This is a genomic window from Asanoa hainanensis (genome assembly GCF_900188485.1).
Classification (GTDB): Bacteria; Actinomycetota; Actinomycetes; order Mycobacteriales; family Micromonosporaceae; genus Asanoa; species Asanoa hainanensis.
On record NZ_FZPH01000037.1, the window covers coordinates 1 to 20045 of the forward strand.

Annotated in this window: 14 protein-coding genes and 1 tRNA gene; 10 read left to right on the plus strand and 5 right to left on the minus strand. The window is 70.7% G+C overall.

Annotated elements, in window-relative coordinates:
• Window positions 1-102: 102 nt before the first annotated feature.
• Together paaI and CHC05_RS40280 are read right to left on the minus strand one after the other, a co-directional pair.
• On the minus strand, window positions 103-492 hold the full coding sequence (gene paaI, locus CHC05_RS40275; protein WP_089256157.1) for a hydroxyphenylacetyl-CoA thioesterase PaaI: 390 nt from the start codon (window positions 490-492) through the stop codon (window positions 103-105).
• A gap of 112 nt (window positions 493-604) precedes the next feature.
• Complete coding sequence (locus CHC05_RS40280) at window positions 605-1630, minus strand: LacI family DNA-binding transcriptional regulator (protein WP_245871487.1); 1026 nt, start codon at window positions 1628-1630, stop codon at window positions 605-607.
• Between the two features lie 144 nt (window positions 1631-1774).
• On the opposite strand from CHC05_RS40280, the gene CHC05_RS40285 reads away from it, so the two are divergent.
• Genes CHC05_RS40285 through CHC05_RS40305 form a run of 5 tightly spaced genes read left to right on the plus strand, consistent with a single transcriptional unit; the run spans window position 1775 to window position 10279 of the window.
• Window positions 1775-3052 (plus strand): ABC transporter substrate-binding protein, encoded by a 1278-nt coding sequence (locus tag CHC05_RS40285; RefSeq protein WP_089256159.1) that lies wholly within the window; start codon window positions 1775-1777, stop codon window positions 3050-3052.
• Window positions 3049-3930, plus strand: a complete 882-nt coding sequence (locus tag CHC05_RS40290; RefSeq protein ID WP_245871489.1) for a carbohydrate ABC transporter permease — start codon at window positions 3049-3051, stop codon at window positions 3928-3930. Before CHC05_RS40285 ends, CHC05_RS40290 begins: the two co-directional genes overlap by 4 nt.
• Window positions 3927-4838: a carbohydrate ABC transporter permease gene (locus tag CHC05_RS40295; protein ID WP_089256162.1), complete on the plus strand. Its 912-nt coding sequence runs from the start codon at window positions 3927-3929 to the stop codon at window positions 4836-4838. The genes CHC05_RS40290 and CHC05_RS40295 overlap by 4 nt, the downstream gene beginning before the upstream one ends.
• Window positions 4835-7492: a laminin G domain-containing protein gene (locus tag CHC05_RS40300; protein ID WP_089256164.1), complete on the plus strand. Its 2658-nt coding sequence runs from the start codon at window positions 4835-4837 to the stop codon at window positions 7490-7492. Before CHC05_RS40295 ends, CHC05_RS40300 begins: the two co-directional genes overlap by 4 nt.
• 12 nt (window positions 7493-7504) lie before the next feature.
• Window positions 7505-10279 carry a discoidin domain-containing protein gene (locus CHC05_RS40305; RefSeq protein WP_089256166.1) on the plus strand — a complete coding sequence of 925 codons (2775 nt, stop codon included), beginning with the start codon at window positions 7505-7507 and terminating at the stop codon, window positions 10277-10279.
• Window positions 10280-10298: 19 nt separating this feature from the next.
• Here the strand turns inward: CHC05_RS40305 and CHC05_RS40310 are convergent, their stop codons facing one another.
• From CHC05_RS40310 to CHC05_RS40320, 3 genes are all read right to left on the minus strand, one after another.
• The gene (locus CHC05_RS40310) at window positions 10299-11228 is read right to left on the minus strand and encodes an NAD(+)/NADH kinase (RefSeq protein WP_245871491.1); all 930 of its coding nucleotides are present in this window, start codon (window positions 11226-11228) and stop codon (window positions 10299-10301) included.
• 25 nt (window positions 11229-11253) lie between these two features.
• Window positions 11254-14217 carry a glycine--tRNA ligase gene (locus CHC05_RS40315; protein WP_089256170.1) on the minus strand — a complete coding sequence of 988 codons (2964 nt, stop codon included), beginning with the start codon at window positions 14215-14217 and terminating at the stop codon, window positions 11254-11256.
• 93 nt (window positions 14218-14310) lie between these two features.
• Window positions 14311-14386 (minus strand) — tRNA-Leu (locus tag CHC05_RS40320).
• A gap of 109 nt (window positions 14387-14495) precedes the next feature.
• On the opposite strand from CHC05_RS40320, the gene CHC05_RS40325 reads away from it, so the two are divergent.
• From CHC05_RS40325 to CHC05_RS40345, 5 genes are all read left to right on the plus strand, one after another.
• Complete coding sequence (locus CHC05_RS40325) at window positions 14496-15125, plus strand: ANTAR domain-containing response regulator (protein WP_089256172.1); 630 nt, start codon at window positions 14496-14498, stop codon at window positions 15123-15125.
• Window positions 15126-15133: 8 nt separating this feature from the next.
• A complete protein-coding gene (locus CHC05_RS40330) occupies window positions 15134-16324 on the plus strand; it encodes a hypothetical protein (RefSeq protein WP_089256174.1) in 1191 nt (396 codons plus the stop codon).
• A gap of 206 nt (window positions 16325-16530) precedes the next feature.
• Window positions 16531-17700: a branched-chain amino acid ABC transporter substrate-binding protein gene (locus CHC05_RS40335; protein ID WP_089256176.1), complete on the plus strand. Its 1170-nt coding sequence runs from the start codon at window positions 16531-16533 to the stop codon at window positions 17698-17700.
• A gap of 143 nt (window positions 17701-17843) precedes the next feature.
• On the plus strand, window positions 17844-18794 hold the full coding sequence (locus tag CHC05_RS40340; protein ID WP_089256178.1) for a branched-chain amino acid ABC transporter permease: 951 nt from the start codon (window positions 17844-17846) through the stop codon (window positions 18792-18794).
• Window positions 18791-19984 (plus strand): branched-chain amino acid ABC transporter permease, encoded by a 1194-nt coding sequence (locus tag CHC05_RS40345; RefSeq protein ID WP_089256180.1) that lies wholly within the window; start codon window positions 18791-18793, stop codon window positions 19982-19984. The genes CHC05_RS40340 and CHC05_RS40345 overlap by 4 nt, the downstream gene beginning before the upstream one ends.
• Window positions 19985-20045: the final 61 nt, after the last annotated feature.

Here is a 20045-nt window from a genome sequence, read left to right on the forward strand (position 1 = left end):
TTGCGCGGGGGCCGGTCAGCTGTTGGACAGCGTGTGGCTCGGGTCGCGGAGCTCCGCGGCCGGGCGGTCGGCGCGGCGGGTCGGTGCTTGCGCGGAGGCCGGTCAGCCGGCGGACAACGTGCGGCTCAGACCGCGGAACTCCGCTACCAGGCGGTCGCCGCAGCGGACCGTGACGTCGTAGATGCCGGACTTGCCCGCGCGGTGTCGTTCGGTGGCCGTCGCGGTCAATCGGTCGCCCGAGCGGGCCGCCGAGACGAACACGATCTCGGCCGACGCCGCCACGGTCACCGCGCCCGGGTAGTTGCACGCGCCCGCGAACGCCGAGTCCGCCAGCAGGAACACGTAACCCCCGTGGGCGATGCCGTGGCCGTTGACCATCAGGTCCGTCACCGTCATCTCCAGCACGGCGTGGCCGGGGGAGAGGTCGACGACCGACATCCCGAGCGACTGCGAAGCCTTGTCGCGGGCGAACATCTCGGCGGCACCGTCCATGCCCGCACCCTATGCGCATTCCGGCATCAAGGACAGCGCGGATAACGTTATCGCCGAGCCGCCCGGCCAGCCAGCCAGCCGCCCGGCCAGCCAGCCACGCGCGCCGCCGGTGTCAGTCCGGCGGGGGTGGCAGCTCTCCCGAACCTCGGGCGATGAGCTCCACCGGGACCGTCACCGTCTGGACCGGGCGCCCGGGGTCCGCGGCCCGGGCCGTCAGCAGGTCGATCGCCGTCCGGCCGATCTCCGCGCTGTTCTGGGCGACCACCGTCACCGCCGGGCGCAGGATGTCGGCGAGCGTGAAGTCGTCGAAGCCAACCAGCGCGAACCGCCCCGCATCAGCACCGAGAAAACGCAACGCCTCGATCGTCGTCGCCACGTTTCCGGTGATCAGGGCCGTCGCGGGTCGCGGGGCAGACAAGACGGCGTCCAACGCCACGGCCACCCGCCCCGTGGTCACCACCCCTGGAAAGACCATCCCCGCCAACGGACCGCCGGCCGCCGCCACGCACGCCCGGAAGGCGGCCGCCCGCTCGCGGCCCGTGAAGATTCGCTCGTCGTCGCCGATGTACGCGATCCGGCGGTGGCCGTGCACCGAGAGCTGCCGGTAGGCCATCCCGATCCCCGCCGCGTTGTCCGACAGGACGGCATCCGCCTCGACGCCGCCGCACGGTCGGTCGACCGCCACCAGCGGCAGACCCGCCGCCACCTCGGCGGACAGGTAGTCGTGCGTCATCCCGATCGGCTCGATGACGATCCCGTCGACCCGGCGGCGGCACATCGACATGACCGCCTCGCGCTCGCGGGCCTCGTCGTCCTCCGTGGACATCGCCAGCACGGCCAGGCCCCGGGCCCGCGACGCCGTGTCGACCGCGGACAGGACCGGGTGCGCGTCCGCCAGGTTGCGTACCGCCGCACCGATCGTGCCGCTCGTCCCGCGCCGCAGTTGCTGGGCCCGCTCGTCGGGCTCGTAGTCGAGAGCGGTGATGGCGGCCTGGACCCGGCTCACCAGATGCGCACCCACCGTCGGGTCCGCGTTGACCACCCGGGAGACCGTGCGCAGGGCGACACCGGCCTCGCGGGCCACGTCCCGCATGGTCGGGCGTTTCCGCCGCACCCCGCCGCCCAGCCGATCGGTCATCGCCTGATCCTCCTCTTCGGACGCTCGTACCGAGCATCCTGACAACACTCTTGACACCGGAGTGAAACTTTCTATGCTTCGGGATAACGTTATCCCACACTGATCAACTTGACTAGTCCAACCCCTGTCCCCCAGGAGGACCCCTTGATACGGAAGCCGCTGCTCGCGGCATGCGTCGCCGGTCTCCTCGCCCTCACCGCGGCCTGTGGAAGCGGCGACGGCGGAGGGAAGGAAAGTGGCGAGACCGCGCTGACCTACCTTGTCTTCGAGACCCCGAGCCTCGACGCGAAGTTCTGGGACGACTCGATCACCGCAGCCTCCGCGCAGACCCCCGGCGTCAAGATCAACAAGATCGTCGCGCCCAGCACGGACCGCGACGGCTACGCCAAGCAGCTCCAGCAGTCCGGCCAGTTCCCGGACCTGCTGCAGTCGATCACCCCGTCCAACTTCGTCGGCGCCGGCCTGCTCAAGCCGTACGACAAGACCTGGATCGACGCCAACTTCCTGCTCCCGTCGGCCAACTCGCTCAAGGGCGAGGTCTACATCCCGCCGACCAACTCGCAGATCGTGCCGCAGGTCTACTACAACAAGCAGCTGTTCCAGCAAGCGGGCATCGAGAAAGCCCCCACGACGTGGGCTGAGTTCCTCGACGCCTGCGCCAAGCTCAAGGCCAAGAACATCAACCCGATCGAGCTCGGCGGCGCCGACCCGTTCGCGGCGTCCATGCCGCTCGTCGGCATCGTCTCCGCCGACATCCTCGGCAAGAACAAGAACTGGCTGCAGGACCGCTACGCCGACAAGGTGAAGTTCGCCGACGCCGACATGGTCACGGCGGTCAACAAGTATCGCACCCTCGTCACCAGCGGCTACTTCGACAAGGGCGCGCTCGGCGTCAAGTACGCCGACTCGATCACCCGCTTCACCACCGGCAAGTCCGCGATGTATCCCATGGGCAGCTGGTTCCTCGGCTCCGTACCCAAGGACACCGCCGACAACTTCGGCTCGTTCCCTTGGCCGACCGACAACGGCGACGTCGTCGTGCCGTTCGTCGGCGGCGGCTCCATGGCCATCTCCGCCAAGGCCAAGGACACCGCGCTCGCCGAGAAGTTCGGCCAGGCCTGGTCGCTCAACCCGGCCAACCTCAAGGCGCTCATCGAGACCGACGGCGCGTTCCCGATGATCAAGGGCAAGACCCTGAAGGACTACAACGTCACGGTCACCAAGGTCTTCGAGGACTCCTACGCCTACGTAGGCCAGGACAACAACAAGGTCAGCGCGATCGGCTGGGCGACCAACGACGACGCGCTCCCCGCCGGGCTCAACGACGCCTTCTACGCCGCCGCTCAGGCCCTGTTCACCAAGGACGACGTGGCCGGCGAGCTCAAGAAGCTCGACGAGGCATGGAAGACCGCCGCGCAGTGAGGAAAAGGAATTCCGGCGAGCGGGGCCTGGCCCTGCTCGCCGCCCTCGCTCTCGGGCTCTACGTTGTCTTCCTCGTGTTGCCGCTGCTGCTGAGCCTGCGCAGCAGCTTCACCAACGAGAACCCGCTGAAGGCGCAGAACGACTTCATCGGGTTCGCCAACTACACGGAGATGGCCGGCGACGACCAGCTCAAGGCCAGCCTCACGTTCACGCTGATCCTCGCGTTCGGCGTGACCATCGCCGCCAACGCGCTCGGCGTCGGCTTCGCGCTGCTGCTCAACCGGACGAGCCTGAGCTATCGCGTCATGCGTACCGTCGCGTTCCTGCCCCAGGTCCTCTCGGGGGTCATCGTTGCCTTCGTCTGGCAGACGATCCTGACCCAGAACGGCCTGCTGAACACCGCGCTGGTCAAGATAGGACTGCTCGACGAGCCGTACCCCTGGCTCGGCAGCCCCCACGCCGCCCTCTTCTCCATCGGCCTCGTCGTCACGTGGGTGATGAGCGGCTTCACCACGGTCGTCTACCTGGCCGCCCTCCAGAGCATCCCGCTGGAGCTCCACGACATGGCGAGCCTCGACGGCGTCCGCGGCACCCAACGCTTCCGCAAGATAACGTGGCCGATGCTCGCGCCCGGCACCACGATCAGCGTCACGATCTCGCTGATCACCGTGCTGAAGCTCTACGACATCATCACCGTGCTCACCGGCGGCGGCCCGGCCAACTCCACCCAGTCGACCGCCCTCTACATCGTCAAGCTGGCGTTCACCAGCGACCGGGTCGGCTACGCCAGCGCCGTCGCGATGCTCCTGCTCGGGCTCTCCGCGCTGGTCGCCCTCACCGTGACCGGCGTCCTGCGCCGCCGGGAGGTCTCCCTATGACAACGACATCCCGGGATACGCGCGACCGCCAGGCCGTCGGCGGAAGGAGCGCGCTGACACCCCCGCCGCAACCCCGCCCCCGCCAAAGGATCACCACCAGGGCACGGGTCCTCGTCGCGGCCGCCGTCACGCTGGTCTTCGTCGCGCCGATCTACCTGATGCTGGTCAACGCGTTCAAGCCGCAGGACAAGATCCTCGCCAACCCGCTCGCGCTGCCCTGGCCGCCGACGCTCGACAACCTCACCAAGGCGCTGAGCAGGCCGGACAACCTTATCCCCCTCGGCCTGCGCAACTCGCTGATCGTCGCGGTGATCTCGGTGGCGCTGATCGTCCCGCTCGGCTCGGCGTTCAGCTTCTACATCTCCCGCCGGAGCGGCCGCGTCAAGGCGATCATCCTGGTCGCGCTGTCCGCCGGCCTGATGATCCCGCCGCAGGTGACCCTCCTGCCGACCATCCGGATCCTCACCTGGATCGGCCTCGACCACAGCTACCCGGGCCTGATCCTGGCCAACCTCGGCGGCGGCTACCTGAGCTTCGCGGTCTTCGTCTACGTCGGCTTCATGCGCTCGGTGCCCGACGAGATCATCCAGGCGGCCCGCCTCGACGGTGCCAGCGGCCTGCGGATCTGGTGGCAGATCGTGATGCCGCTCGTGCGGCCGGCCACCGCCACCGTGGTCATCTTCCTGACCCTGTGGATCTGGAACGACTTCCTCAACCCGCTGTTCATCCTCGGCCCGCTGCAGGGCCAGACCATCACCACCGGCCTCTACCTGACGATCGGACAGTACTCAGTGGACTACGGCCAGCTCTTCGGCATCATGTTCCTGGCCGGCGTCCTGCCGGTGATCGGCTATCTGACGGTGCAGAAGCAGTTCGTCGCCGGCCTGACCTCGGGTTCGGCGAAGTGACCCCAGGAACCGAGCCGATCGGGGTTCCCGCTCTCGACGACGTCGCGGGGGACTGGGTCGCCGCCGGCGACCTGGGCCACCTGCCGTCGTTGCGCAACCAGCGCGGCCAGGCGCACGTCAACCACGACCTGACGAGCGTCTCCTGGGTGGCCGCACCACCGTTCGCCGCCGGCTACCACACCGGCGTCCTGCGGGTCGACGGCGTCGTGCCGGGCGTCCAGCACTACCGCTGGAAGCCGTGGGGCACCCGCCGCACCTACCGCGACGCGCGCGTGTCGGTGGCCAGCGACACCAGCCTCGGCTACGACGCCGACACGCTGCTCTGGCGGGTCGAGGTGACCAACACCCGCACCGCGCCGGCGACCGTCGAGCTGACCCAGGACCTGTTCGCGCCGGTCGGCCACAGCGAGACCGGCTGGGGCTGGCTGCACACCGTGCCGTGGAACGCCTCCGGCGAGCACGACTACCACGCGCTGGAGCGGATCCGGGACACCACCCGGCCGGGCGCGCAGGGTGCGCCGTACCTGCTCGGCCCCGGACCCCGCCGGCTGCGGCTCGGCCGCCCGCGCCCGCCGGGCATCCAGCGCGACGAGGACAGCGCGCCGATGCTGCTGGAGTACGAGCTGCCCCGGCACGTCAGCGCGGACTGGGTCTACCCGCACACGAGCGCCGTCCGCGGCGAGGTCCGCGCCGTCCGGACCAGCACCGGCACCCTGTTCGCCGGCCCGGCCGTGCTGGACGACGGCGTCGAGGTGGCGCTCGACGCCTTCGAGTTGACCGCCGGCACCGACCTGGAGCTGGAGTTCCGCACCACCGAGCCGGGCCACGACGGCGTGCTGCTGACCCACGGCAACCACCCCGACTCGCTCCAGCTCGGCGTCGAGGGCGGCCACCTCTGGCTGGGCATCTGTGGCGAGCGGGAGACCGCACACCGCCCGCTCGACCAAGGCCGCTGGCACCGGATCCGCGTCACCGTCGACGCGCACCAGGCCGTCCTCGTCCTCGACGGCGCCGAGGTGGCCCGCACCGGCCACTGGACCCGCCCGGTCCGCTGGCGGTCCACCGTGGACACCGGTGGAGTAAAGATCACCGACACCGCCTCCAGCGCCCGGGCCGCGTATGCGTTCGCCGTACAACCGGACGAGCTGACGCCGCACGGAGCCGGCGCCCGCGCGACCTGGCACCTCGCCCTCGAACCGGGCGCCACCGCCGTGGTCGGCTTCGCGCTGGCCTGGGGCACGGACGCCGCCGAGGCAACGAAAGCCGCGCGAGCGTCCGCGACCGGCCTGGACGCGGAGCTGGCGAGCACGGCCGACGCGTGGCGCCGCCTCTGGGCACACGCGTTCACGCCCGACAACCCCGACTTCAGCGGCCACCTGCCCACCCTGCGCACGGAGAACCGCGACCTCGCCCGCGCCTACTACATGGGCGCGCTGCTCGTGCTGTACCTGCGCAACATCCGGGTCGGCCGCACCGGCCCGGTGTTCCTCACCGGCGGCCCCCGCCTCGGCGCCACCACGACGTTCTTCTGGGACCACACCGAGTGGAGCCGGATGTACGCCATGCTCGACCCCGCCGGCCTGCGCGCCTGGCTGCTGGCCGGGCTCGCAAGCCCCTATGACCAGTCCTTCGGCTACGACGTGCGCGGCGGCGGGCCCCTCGGCAACTACTACATCTCCAACGAGTACGCGCTGTTCCGGCTGGTCGAGCACTACGTCGGCGTGACCGGCGACGTGGCGTTCCTCTCCGAGCCGGCCGGCGGGCGCACGGTCCTCGACCACGTCGAGCGCCTCGCCTACGGGGCCGCCGGCCGGCTCGGCACGCGCGCCGGGCTCGCCGACTTCGGCCCCGACGCGTGGCGGGTGCTGGAGTGCGTGCCCAACTACGTCGACGCGATGGCCTCGTTCAACGCGGCCTACGTCGGCATGCTCCGGTCGTACGCGGACCTGCTGCGCTTCCTCGGCGGCCGCGACGCCGACGCCGCGCGCGCCGAGGCCGACGCGGGCGCCCTCGCCGAAGCCGTCCTCAACCTGTACGCGGGCGACGGCCGTTGGGCCATCGTGCACCCCGACGGCCGCGACACCATCGGGCACGTCCTCGACTTCGGCCTGGTCGCGGCCGAGCTGGCCGGGGACCTGACCGCGGACCAGCGCGCCGAGGTGGTCACCTTCGTCGAGACCAAGCTGCTCGCCGGCCCGTGGCTGCGCGCCCTGGCCGCCGACGACCCGATCGCGCCGTTCTCCGACCGGCCCGACCACGGCGCCGGGGGAGCGTTCGGCGCCTGGCCCGGCGTCACCGCGTACGGGCTGGCCAAGCTCGGCCGCCCGGACCTCGCGGCCGGCGTCATCGGCCGCACACCACGGGCCGCTTCCGGCGGCCTGTGGGGACAGGCGATGGAGATCCTCCCGAACCAGGGCGACGGCGAGCCGCGCGTACGCGTGGCCGGTCGGGGCGTCGCCAACCGGGACTCCATCGCGGGGGCGGCCATCGCCGAGGCGGTCATCGCCGGCCTCTTCGGCGTGGAGCCCGGCTACACCGCACTGCGTTCCTCCACCCCCCGTTCCGACCAGGTCACCGCACCCGAAGGCACGCTGGAGAACCTCAACCTGCGTCCGGCTCCCGAGCCGGTGGGAACGGTGGCCCCACCGCACTAGGAAGGACATCCCGTGCCAACCCGACCGTCCCGCCGGGTACTCGCCGGAGCCGTCGTCGCCTCGGTCGTCGCCGCCGGGCTGAGCGTCACCGCCAGCCCGGCCAGCGCCGCGGCACCCACCCCCGCCCAGCAGTGGGCAGCCGTCCAGTCGCTGCTCGCGAACATCAAGGGCCGCTGGACCGACCAGTCCTATGTGAACTCCATCGTCAACGGCATGCCCAGCACCGCCCTGCTCGGAAACGGTGACATCGGCGTCACCTCGTCCGGCAGCACCGGGGTCAAGACGTTCCTGGTGTCCAAGGGCGACTTCTGGCGCGGCAACCCGGGCCCGGCGACCGCGCCGATCGGCGGGGTGACCCTGACCGCGGCCAGCGGCGGCAGCGGCTCGACCAACCTCGCCCTCGGCGCCACCGCGACCGCGACCAGCTCGCACCCGTCGTTTCCGCCCTCCCGCGCGGTCAGCGGCCAGTGGGGGTCCGGCTACGAGGGCTGGGTCTCCGCGGTCGGCAAGCCGCAGACGCTGACCCTGGACCTGGGCACCAGCAAGACGTTCACCCGCTACATCGTGCGGCACGACAGTGCCGCCCGGCCGAGCGAGACGGCCAACGACACGAAGAACTTCCAGGTGTCGACCTCGACCGACAACCAGAACTGGTCGACCTGGGACACCGTCACCAACAACACGGCCGCGGTCACCGACCGCACGCTCTCGTCGCGTACCGCCCGTTGGGTCCGGCTCGTCGCCAGCGAACCGACCCAGGGCACGACGGCCGACTCGCAGCAGAACCCGCGGGCCCGGATCGGGCAGTTCGAGCTGTACGGCGCGGGCGGCGGACCGGGCGGACCCGGTGGCACGTTCGTGGAGGAGCAGAACATCCTCAACGGCGAGGTGGACACCACCATGAGCCTCGGCGGGCAGCCGGTGGTGCTCAAGACCTGGGTGGCGGCCAACGACAACCTGCTGGTCACCCAGATCCGCTCGACCGGTACGGCCACGGTCCGGCTGGAGGCGCGGACCTGGTCCGGCGCCACCTCCCCGATGGGCGGGTTCACCCAGACCGCCGGCGTCTCCGGCAGCACCAGCTGGGCCGCGCGCACCACGCCGAGCGGGTCGCGCTGGGTGTCGCGGGCGGCGCTGGCCAGCCGCCTCGTAGGCGCCACGCCGTCGACACCGACCGCGTCGGGCAACACCGCCCGGTTCCAGTTCGACTTGGCCGCCGGGCAGACGCTGCGGCTGGTGACGGCGGTCGCGGGCGGCGGCGCCAACAACGCCGACCCGACGCCGGGCGCGCGGTCGCTGGTCGAGGCGCAGACCGGCACGGCGCTGGACTCGCTCTACACCGGGCATCTCGACTGGTGGAAGAACTACTGGCTGCGGTCCTCCGTGGACCTCGACGACGACGTGCTGGAGCGGTTCTACTACGCGGCCCAGTACTTCTTGGGCTCGGCCAGCAGGAACGGGAAGACGGCGCCCGGGCTCTACGGTGTGTGGACCACCAAGGACGACCCGTACTTCTCCGGCGACTACCACCTCAACTACAACTTCGTCGCCAACTTCTACGGCGCGTACTCGTCCAACCGGGCCGACCTGGCCATGCCGATGATCGACGCGGTCATCTCGTACCTGCCCGAGGCCCGCCGCCGGTCCACCCAGGAGCTGCAGCAGGTCAAGTCCGACTACGTGACGCCCAGGTTCGGCACCGGGGGCATCTCCGGCGGCGTGCTGTTCCCGGTCGGCATCAGCCCGTTCGGCGGCACCCCGGACGGCAACTACTGGCAGCAGGTCGGCAACTCGCTCTTCAACGTGGTCGAGTTCATCGCCTACTGGGACTACACCCGGGACCGGACCTACCTGCAGACGAAGGCGTACCCCTTCATGAGGGAGGTCGCGACGTTCTTCAGCCGGTGGATGGAGTACGACGCGGCGACCGGCCGCTACACCACCTGGGGCGGTCCGCACGAGGGCACCTGGGCCCGCAACCCCAGCGTCGACGTCGGCATGCTGCGCCACCTGCTGACCTCGTTGCTCGCCGCCAGCACCGAGCTCGGCCTGGACGCGGGTTCGCGCCCGCTCTGGCAGCAGATGCTCAACGGCCTGCCGTCGATCGCCACGACGACCTACAACGGCAAGTCCGTGTACGCGTTGGGCGACCCGGGCACGGTCTCCGACGGACGGGCCATCCGGCCCGGCGACAACACGGTCAACCTCGAGTTCATCCACCCGGGGGAGGGTCTCGGCCTGAACTCGCCGGCGGCCGACCGCCAGCGGGCCATCGACACGCTCGACGCGATGAACTCGTGGGGCCAGGACAACAGCTTCCCGAAGGTGTTCACGCAGGCGGCCCGGGTCGGCTATCCCGCGCAGAGCCTGATCGACAAGCTGAAGGCCCAGATCACCGCCAAGTCGGACCCGAACCTGCGGATCCGCGACCAGTGGCACGGCCTGGAGAAGTCCGGCGCCACCGAGGCGGTCAACAACCTGCTGCTGCAGAGCGACGACGGCATCGTCCGGGTCTTCCCGGTCTGGCCGGCGTCGAAGAACGCCAGCTTCGTCAACCTGCGCGAGAAGGACGCGTTCCTGGTCTCCAGCGCCCTGTCCGGCGGACGGGTGTCCTATGTCGACGTCACCAGCGAGGCGGGCCGCCAGCTCCGGCTGCGCAACCCGTGGCCGGGCAGCCCGGTCACGGTCACCCGCGTGGGCGGCGGCACGGTCACCCCGACGGTCAGCGGCGACGTCGTCTCGTTCGCCACGCAGGCGGGAGCGACCTACACGGTCACCTCGCCGTAGTAGACCCCTGGGTAGGGGATCACCGCCGGTCCGGCTCCGTGCCGGGCCGGCGGTCCTCCGGCTGCTCCTCGACCGCGGCGGCGACGTTGCGACGGAGTTCGAGGGGGATCAGCTCCAGCAGTTGGTCCGGGCGCAGCGGCAGGTCGAGCAGGCTGAGCCGGACCCGGCTGCGGTTCGCGTAGTCGCGTGGCGACAGGCGGACGACCTGCGCCGCGTCGGGCCGCAGCGCGACGGCCAGCGTGTCGCCCTCGGCGAGCGGCACCGCGCCCGTGCCGTCCGGGTCGACCGTGAGCGTGCCCTGGGCGTGGAACGAGACCCGGTCGTCGCCGCCGAGCACCACGGGCCGGCTGATGCCCGACATCGGCGCGACCGGGGTCACCACCATCGCGTGTGACGAGGGCGAGAGCACCGGACCACCGGCGGAGTAGTTGTAGGCCGTCGAGCCGGTCGGCGTGGCGAGGATGACCGCGTCGGCGCGGTAGTAGCCGTAGTGCACCTCGTTGACCGTCAGGTCGACGTCCGTCGTGCGCCCGGCCCCGGTGCGGCCGAGGACGACGTCGTTGAAGGCGCACCGGTGCACCTCCCCGATCCGCACGTCCAGACCGGCGTGCTGCTCGATCGTGTAGTCGCCGGCACCCAGGCGGCTCAGGGCGTCCGCCAGCCCCGCCGGGGTGACCTCGACGAGGAAGCCGAGGTTGCCGTAGTTGACGCCGAGGATCGGCACGGGCCGCTCGACCATGAGCCGCATGGCGCCGAGCATCGTGCCGTCACCGCCGAGCGCGACGATGCCGTCGACCCGGTCGGGGAACTCCGCGTCGGGGATGACCTCGACCCCGTCCGGCACCCGGCCGCGGTCGGACTCCCGCGCGGCGACCCGCACGTCGTCGTCGCGCGCGGAGCCGACGATCAGCCGCAACGACTGGTCGATCGGCTTCGTGGGGTGAAGCACCAGGCCAACGGTGATCATCAGGTGCTCACATCCGGAGATGGTCCCAGTCGAGCAGGCCGGCGCCAAGGTCGCGGACGGTGGCCAGCAGGCCCAGGCGGGCGCGGCGCAGGTCGGGGTCCTCGGCCATCACGTACACCTCGTCGAAGAAGGTGTTGACCGGCTCGGTGACCCGGCCCGCGGCCGCGAGGAAGTCGGCGAGGTCCGGGCCCGGCACCTCGATGCCGCGGACCACCTCGTCGAGGCGGCGCTCGGCCGGCTCCACCAGGGCGGACGCGTCGTACTCGGCGGGCGTCCCGGCCGGCACGATCCGGCGGCACCGCTGGATCGCCTCGACCAGCGCCCGGAACCGCTCGTCCTTGGTGAGCTCGTCGAGCTGGTGCAGCAGCCGGTCGGCCAGGGCCGGGCGGTCCGCGTGCGGCAGGACGGCGCGTACCCGGTCGACCGGGTGGCCCTCCTCGACCAGCACCTGCTCCAGCCGGCGCGTCAGGAACTCGGCCGTGTCGGCCAGCACCTGGTCGGACACGTCGACCGGCTGCTGCGCGGCCGCGGCGGCCAGGCCCTCGGTCAGGCTCGTCGGCACCAGGCCAGTGCGGTGCACGGCGAGCAGGCCCAGCACCGCCCGGCGGACGGCGAACGGGTCGCTGCTGCCGGTGGGCAGGCCGACGGTGGCCGCGAGGCCCGCGACCAGGTCCAGGCGGTCGGCCAGCGACAGCACGGCACCGGGTACGTGGGCCGGCACGGCGTCACCGGTGTTGCGGGGAAGCTCGCTCTCGAAGACGGCTTGGGCGACCGCGGCGGGCTCGCCCGCGTGGGTGGCGTAGTCGCGCGCCATCACGCCGGCCAGGCTGGTCATCTCGGTGACGAGCTGCGCGCCCAGGTCGAACTTGACCAGCTCCGCGGCGCGGCCCAGGGTGTCGCGGTCGTGGCCGCCGAGCCCGATGCCGGTCGCGAGGGTACGGGCCAGCGTGCTGATCCGGGTCGCCCGGTCGGCCATCGAGCCGAGCTTGTCGGTGAACGTGAGCCGCTCCAGCCGGGCGCGCATGGCGTCCAGCGGGGTGTCGCGGTCGGCGCGGTAGAAGAAGGCCGCGTCCTCGTAGCGGGCCCGCAGCACCGCCTCGTTGCCGGCCCGCACGAGGTCCTCGTCGACGGTGCCGTTGGCCACCGCGACGAAGCAGGGCAGCAGGTCGCCGTCGGCGTCGCGGACCGGCAGGTAGCGCTGGTGCTTGCGCATCACCGTGGCCAGCACCGCCTCCGGCAGCCGCAGGTAGCTCTCGTCGAACCGGCCGAGCAGCGCGTTCGGCTGCTCGACGAGGTAGCTGATCTGGTCGATCAGCGCCCGCTCGCCCTCGACGTCGACCTGACCGCCGGCCGCCGCGGCCAGCCGCTGCGCGGAGGCCACGATCTCGGCCCGCCGCTCGTCGGGGTCGGCCACGATGCCGTGCGCGCGGAGGGTGTCGAGGTGGATCTCGGCGCTGTTCACGGTGACGACCGGTGCCTCGGCGGTGCGGTGCACCCGGGTCTGCCGGCCCGAGGCCAGCGTGGAGACCGCGAACGGCACGACCTCGTCGCCGCGCAGCGCGAGCAGCCAGCGGATCGGGCGGGTGAAGGACAGCGCCGGGTCGTTCCAGCGCATGTTCTTGGCCGAGCGCAGCGCCGTGACCACCTTGGCCAGCACGTCGGCCAGCACCTCGGCGGCGGGGCGGCCGTTCTCGTGCTTCACGACCGTCACGTGCGCCACGCCGTTGACGTCCTGCTGCTCCAGGTCAGCCAGCTCGACGCCCTGGCCACGGGCGAAGCCGCGCACCGCCTGGGTGGGCTCGCCGGCGGCGTCGTACGCGGCGGAGACCTTCGGGCCGCGCACCGTGCGGACGTGGTCCTGCTCGCGGTCGGCGACCGCCTCGACGATCGCGACGATCCGGCGGGGAGTGGCCAGCACGCGGATGTCGCCGTGGGCCAGGCGGGTGGCGGCCAGCCGCTCGGTCAGCTCGCGGCGCACCTGCTCGCGGACCGCCCGGGCCTCGGCCGGCGGCATCTCCTCGGTGCCGATCTCGAAGACCAGCTGGCGGGTGCCGGGGCTGTCCTGTTCCGCGGCGGGCGCGGTGGCCGGCTCGCGCGCCGTCACGACGCCGAGCGGGTGGCCCAGCTCCTCGCGGCGGGCGATCCAGAGCTTGGCGACCTCGCCGGCCATCCGGCGCATCCGGCCGAACTCGGCGGCCCGGTCGGAGGTGGAGACGGCGCCGCGGGCGTCGAGCACGTTGAACGCGTGCGAGCTCTTCAGCACGTAGCTGTGCGCCGGCACCGGCAGCCCCGCGTCGAGCATCCGCTGCGCCTCGGCGGCGTACAGCTCCAGCAGCTCCCGGTTGGCGGCCACGTCGGCGTCGTCGAGGTAGTAGCGGGACATCTCGTACTCGCCCTGGCCGAAGACCTCGCCGTAGCTCACGCCGGCCGCGTACTCGATGTCCTTGAAGTGCCGCACGCCCTGGAGCGCCATGATGATGCGCTCCATGCCGTAGGTGATCTCCACCGACGGCGGGTCCAGGTTGATGCCGCCGGCCTGCTGGAAGTAGGTGAACTGGGTGATCTCCAAGCCGTCGAGCCAGACCTCCCAGCCCAGGCCCCACGCCCCGAGCGCCGGCGAGGCCCAGTTGTCCTCGACGAACCGCACGTCGTGCGCGGCCACGTCGATGCCCAGGGCGGCCAGGCTGCCCAGGTAGAGCTCCTGCGAGTTGCCCGGGTCCGGCTTGAGGATCACCTGGAGCTGGGTGTGCGTCTGCAGCCGGTTCGGGTTCTCGCCGTAGCGGGAGTCGTCCGGGCGCACCGACGGCTCGACGTAGACCACCCGCCACGGCTCCGGGCCGAGCACCCGCAGGAACGTCGCGGGGTTGAGCGTGCCGGCTCCGACCTCGGTGTTCATCGGCTGGACCGTCAGGCAACCCTGATCCACCCAGTATGCGGTGAGCCGGGCCAGGGCGTCCTGCATGGTGAGCATCGATGACTCCTTGATGGGGATTTGTCCCGAGTCTACGCAGCGACGCGTATGCCCCATTCCGGGGCAGGCGACCAGCGGGACGCCTGGGGTTGGTGGTGCCCCCGGTCGGATTCGAACCGACACTGTCGGAGGTTTGAGCTCCGTGCCTCTGCCATTGGGCTACGGGGACAGCGGGAACTAAGGCACCACGAGGATGAAGCGCACTCAGCCTACCTACTACGCTAAGGAGCGCGACACCGGACAGGCCGGTCGCGGATTGACACCTGGGGAGAGGCTTCGTGGGCGAGTCGTCGGAGACTGCCGAACGTCGGCGCGTACTCATCGCCGAGGACGAGGCCCTGATCCGGCTCGACCTGTCGGAGATGCTCACCGAAGAGGGCTATGACGTGGTCGGCGAGGCCGCCGACGGCGAGACCGCGGTGCGGCTGGCCGAGGAGCTCAAGCCCGACCTGGTCATCCTCGACATCAAGATGCCGATCATGGACGGCCTCGCCGCCGCCGAGCGGATCGCCGCCGGCCGGATCGCGCCGGTCGTCATCCTGACGGCGTTCAGCCAGCGCGACCTGGTCGAGCGGGCGCGGGCCGCGGGCGCGATGTCCTACCTGGTCAAGCCGTTCCAGAAGAGCGACCTGGTGCCGGCCATCGAGATCGCGCTGTCGCGGTACGCCGAGATGGCCTCGCTCGAGGCGGAGGTCGTGGGCCTGGCCGACCGGCTCGAGACGCGAAAGAGCGTCGAGCGGGCCAAGGGCGCGCTGATGACCACGTACGGGATGACCGAGCCGCAGGCCTTCAAGTGGATCCAGCGCACCGCGATGGACCACCGGATGACCATGCGCGAGGTCGCCGACCGGATCGTCGCCGAGGGCGCCGGAGGCGCGGCCCCCGAGACTCCCACCGACGCCGGCTAGCCCGCCGCATGCGCACCCAGGCCAGGTTCGCGCTCGCGTTGCTCCTTCTTGCCCTCGCCGCGGCCTGCGACCAGGCGCAGCCGGAGCCGGTCCCGGTCAATCCACAGTGGAAGTCCGTGGACCTGCCGCTGCCGCCCGGGCCCACCGGCCGCGTGCTGGCCCGCGACGCGGTCCGGTGCGGTGACCGGTGGTACGTCGGCGGCGGCGTCGGCACCCCGGCCGGTGACACCCGGCCCGCGCTCTGGTCGACCGCCGACGCCACCGGTGCGACCAGCTGGGCGTCGGTGCCGGTGGACACCGCCAACGACTACTACGCGATCCGCAGCGTGCTCTATGCCCTTGGCTGCCGCGACGGTCGCATCGCCGCGATCGGCGCGAAGAGCGGCGGCGCGCATGGCAACCCCCGGGTGCGCACCTTCTACTCCCGCGCCGACGGTGCGCTCGTCGCGGTGCCGTCCCGGGACTTCGAGCTCTACGGCGGCGCCAAGCAGGTCAGCGTCAACCGGATCGCGTCCGGGCCGGCCGGCTGGCTGATCGCGGGCAACCGGGCCGGCGGCGCGACCGTGTGGACCTCGCCGGACGCCACCGCCTTCACCATCCACGAGGACCTGCCGGCCCTCGCCAACTCGCCGGACCTCACCACGTTCGCGTCCGACCTCACCCGGCTGCCCGCCGGTTGGCTGGTGGTGGGCGGCGGGCGGCCGGCCGGGCGAATTGACCGTGATCCCTATGTTTGGACCTCGGCCGATGCGAATGTCTGGAACCGCGTCCCACTACCTGGAACGCCGGACGACGAGACGGCGCAACGGCTGGCGCGTACCCCCGATGGCCTTATTGCTTTGGGCACCGCCGGCACGGCGTTCGCGGCCTGGCCTGGCGACGCAGCCGGAACGGCCGGCGGCTGGTCCGGTGCGACGCGGTTCGGTGCGACGGGCACCGGCGCCGTGGCGGCCGTCGACGGCGTCGCCGTGCTGGAAACGGCTTCCCGCCTGGTGGTTTCGACCGTCGGCGCCGACGGCCATCGGTTGTGGACAGCGGATCTTGGCGGTAAGGGCTGGCAGAGCATGACCACCCCTGTCCAGGTCGGACCCGGCGGAAACACCGCCGTAACAGTCGGGGGAGCGGGCGACACCATGCTGCTGCTGACCGACGACGGCACGGTGGGTGGCCTCTGGGCCAGCCAATTTCCGCCAGCGTGACCTCGGCCGACGACCGTCGACTGTGACACCGACAGGGCCAATTCCGACACCCTAAGTAACGGTTGCGTCAACGCGCCTAGTGAGGCCTTACGTTGGTCGCTGTAGTGGGATAACGTCCCGGCCCAGACCGGGTGAACGGTCCGGTTCGTCGTTGCAACCTCCCGGCCCGCGACGGCGGGCTGATGGACGCAGAGAGGGCTTCAGCCTTGAGGCAGATTTTCGTACGCGCTATCGGCGGGGTCGCGCTCGCGGCGCTCGTCATGGGCGGCGCGGCCGCATGTAAGCAGGACGAAGGCGGTTCCGGCAGCAACGACGCCGGCGCCAAGGTCTGCGACCTAAAGATCGGCTTCTTCGGCGCGCTCTCGGGCGCTGACGCCGGTCTGGTGACACCGGGCAAGCAGGCGGCCGACATGGCCATCAAGCAGTACAACGCCGAGCACGGCGACTGCAAGGTGTCGCTCCAGGAATACGACTCGCAGGGCAAGCCCGAGCTCTCTGGTGGTCTCGCCACCAGCGCCGTCAACGACGCCAAGGTCGTCGCGATGGTCGGCCCGGCGTTCTCCGGTGAGTCCGAGACGGCGAACCCGACCTTCCAGCAGGCCGGCCTTCCCGTGATCAGCCAGTCGGCCACCCGGCCGAGCCTGTCGGAGCAGGGCTGGGCCATCTTCCACCGGGGTGTCGGCAACGACTTCTCGCAGGGTCCCGCGGCGGCGACCTACATCAAGGGCCTCAACCCGGCCAAGGTCTTCGTCGTCGATGACCAGTCGGCCTACGGCGCGGGTCTCGCGGACGAGGTCAAGAAGGCGCTCGGCCCGCTGGTCACCGCCTCCGACAAGGCGACCGACAACCAGCAGGACTTCAGCGCCATCGTCACCAAGGTCACCTCGAGCGGTGCCACCGCGCTCTTCTACGGCGGTTACACGGAGGAGGCCAGCCCGTTCCTGAAGCAGCTGCGCCAGGCCAACTGGAAGGGCACCTTCGTCGGCGGCGACGGCATCTACGACGCCAACATGCTGTCCGTGACCGGCAACGCCGATGTCGAAGGCGCGGTCGCGACCTGCCCCTGCGCCCCGGCCACCGAGGCCAAGGGCACCTTCGTCGCGGACTTCCAGAAGGAGTACAACGCCCCTCCGGGTGTGTACGCCGACGTTGCCTACGACGTGACCAAGATCTTCCTCGAGGCCATCGGCGAGGGTAAGTCCACCCGCGCGGACATCCAGGCCTTCCTGACCAGCTACGGCAAGCCGGGTGCGGCCACCGGCGTCACCTACAAGTGGACCGACAAGGGCGAGCTCGACCCCGCCCAGGTCCGCGTCTGGGCTTACGTGGCCAAGAACGGCCAGTGGGCCCCCGACAAGGAGATCCCGAAGGCCTGATCATGGTCAAGCCGGCCCGACACCTGTCGGGCCGGCTTCCCCATCAGGCACCACGGTCGCGTCAAACCCCATGCCGGTGCGGTCGGGCGGTCAACAAGCCCGGCCGCACCGGCCTTGACTGAGGGATCTCCCGGGAGAACCTGTTGCAATTCAACGATCTGATAAATGGTTTCCCGGTGCTCACGGTCACCGGGCTGACCCAGGGCGCGATCTACGCATTGGTCGCCCTCGGATACACGCTTGTCTACGGCGTCCTGCGACTGATCAACTTCGCGCACTCGGATGTCTTCATGATCGGCACCTTCGGTGCCATCTGGACCTGGTCGGCCTTCGGCTTCGATGCCAACTCTCCAAGGCCGTCCCTCGGCGAGGCCCTCGGCTTGATCGCGTTGGCGATCGTGGTGGCCGCGCTCCTGTGTGGATTCTTCGCGATGCTCGTCGAAGTGACCGCGTATCGACCACTGCGGGCCAGAAACGCTCCACCCCTCGCATTCCTGATCACCGCCATCGGTGCGTCATTCGTGCTCTCCGAGGGCATGGGCGCGTTCACCAACCGCCGTCAGTTCGGCGTGCCGGCGATGCTGCCGACCGACCCGGTCGTCAACCTGGGCGGGTGGTCGCTCACCCCGTTGCAGATCTCGACACTCGTCGTCGCGGTCGTCGCGATGGTCGCTCTGGACTGGTTCGTGCGGCGCACCCGGTTCGGCCGGGGCATCCGGGCGGTGGCGCAGGACTCCAACACCGCCGCGCTGATGGGTGTCAACAAGAACCGCGTCATCCTGCTGGTCTTCCTGATCGGCGGCCTGATGGCCGGTGTCGCCGCGGTCATGTCCGACATGAAGGCGGCCAGCACCCGGTTCAACGTCGGCTTCCTCATCGGCCTCAAGGCCTTCGCGGCCGCCGTGCTCGGTGGCATCGGCAACCTGCGTGGCGCCGCCCTCGGCGGCATCCTCCTCGGCCTGGTGGAGAACTACGGCTCGGCGGTGTTCGGCACGAACTTCCGTGACTTCATCGGCTTCCTCGTGCTGATCCTGCTTCTGATGTTCCGCCCGACCGGCCTGTTGGGCGAGTCGCTCGGGAGGGCACGCGCATGACCGACGTCCGTACCCGGTGGCGCGACTTCCGCCACGGCGTGAGCCAGCGGTGGGACCGCCTGCCCAAGGCGAGCCGCATCGGCATCGTCCTGGTCTTCGTGGTGTTCCTCTACGCGTTGCCCAACAAGGGCTTCTACGAGTACCTCGGTTTGCCCCTGGGCGAGTACATCCCGCTCTACACCACGCGCAACGACATGGCGACGGTGCTGTTCCAGTGCGGCTACTACATCCTGCTGGGACTGGGCCTCAACATCGTGGTCGGCTACGCCGGCCTGCTCGACCTCGGCTTCTTCGGCTTCTTCGCCGTCGGTGCCTACACGGTCGCGACGCTCACCTCGCCGCAGAGCAAGATCTTCACGGAGTACAACTGGCTGGAGAGCCCGTGGCCCTGGCTGGCCGCGCTCCCGTTGGCGATCGCGCTGTCGTTCGCGGCGGGGGTGATCCTGGGCTTCCCAGTTCTGAGACTGCGCGGCGACTATCTGGCGATCGTGACGCTCGGCTTCGCCGAGATGATCCGGATCGTCGCGCAGCAGAACGACTGGATCTTCAACGGCGACCGGGGCATCCCGAACATCGGCCGCCCGCCCGGCAACAACGCCGACGGGTCGCCGATCTTCCAGTTCGACGCGAAGCCGTACTACTGGCTGATCCTCACCGTGATCATCGGAATGGTGTTCCTGATCCGGAACCTGGTGCGCAGCCGGGTCGGCCGGGCCTGGATCGCGATCCGCGAGGACGAGGACGCGGCCGAGCTCATGGGCGTGCCGACGTACAAGTTCAAGATCTGGGCGTTCGCGATGGGCGCCGGCATCGGTGGGTTCTCCGGTGCGCTGTGGGCCGGTCAGATCGGCTTCGTCAACGCGTCGACGTTCAAGCTGGAGCAGTCGATCCTGGTGCTCGCCGCGGTGCTGCTCGGCGGCGCCGGCAACATCTTCGGCGCGATCCTGGGTGGCTTCCTGGTCATCTACGTGCCCGAGTGGCTGCGGTCGGTCGGCGACGTGTTCGGCCTGCCGGAGCAGGTCCGGATCGCCGGCGAGCCGTACGACATCAGCGCGACGAACCTGCGTTACCTGTTCTTCGGCATCATCCTCATCGTGGTCATGATCTTCCGACCACAGGGGTTGTGGCCCAACCGGCGGCGTGCCGCCGAGCTCAAGGATCGTGAGAAGGAGGCGATGGTCGGTGCCTGAGACGCCTCCCGAGCCGCAGGACGCTCCCGAGCGCGACGTCACCAGCGAGCGCGACGCGGCG

Bases quoted from the DNA above. Each gene is read 5' to 3' on its own strand.
- paaI (WP_089256157.1), bottom strand. From the start codon at position 492: ATGGACGGTGCCGCCGAGATGTTCGCCCGCGACAAGGCTTCGCAGTCG.
- CHC05_RS40280 (WP_245871487.1), bottom strand. From the start codon at position 1,630: ATGACCGATCGGCTGGGCGGCGGGGTGCGGCGGAAACGCCCGACCATG.
- CHC05_RS40295 (WP_089256162.1), top strand. From the start codon at position 3,927: ATGACAACGACATCCCGGGATACGCGCGACCGCCAGGCCGTCGGCGGA.
- CHC05_RS40315 (WP_089256170.1), bottom strand. From the start codon at position 14,217: ATGCTCACCATGCAGGACGCCCTGGCCCGGCTCACCGCATACTGGGTG.
- CHC05_RS40330 (WP_089256174.1), top strand. From the start codon at position 15,134: ATGCGCACCCAGGCCAGGTTCGCGCTCGCGTTGCTCCTTCTTGCCCTC.
- CHC05_RS40345 (WP_089256180.1), top strand. From the start codon at position 18,791: ATGACCGACGTCCGTACCCGGTGGCGCGACTTCCGCCACGGCGTGAGC.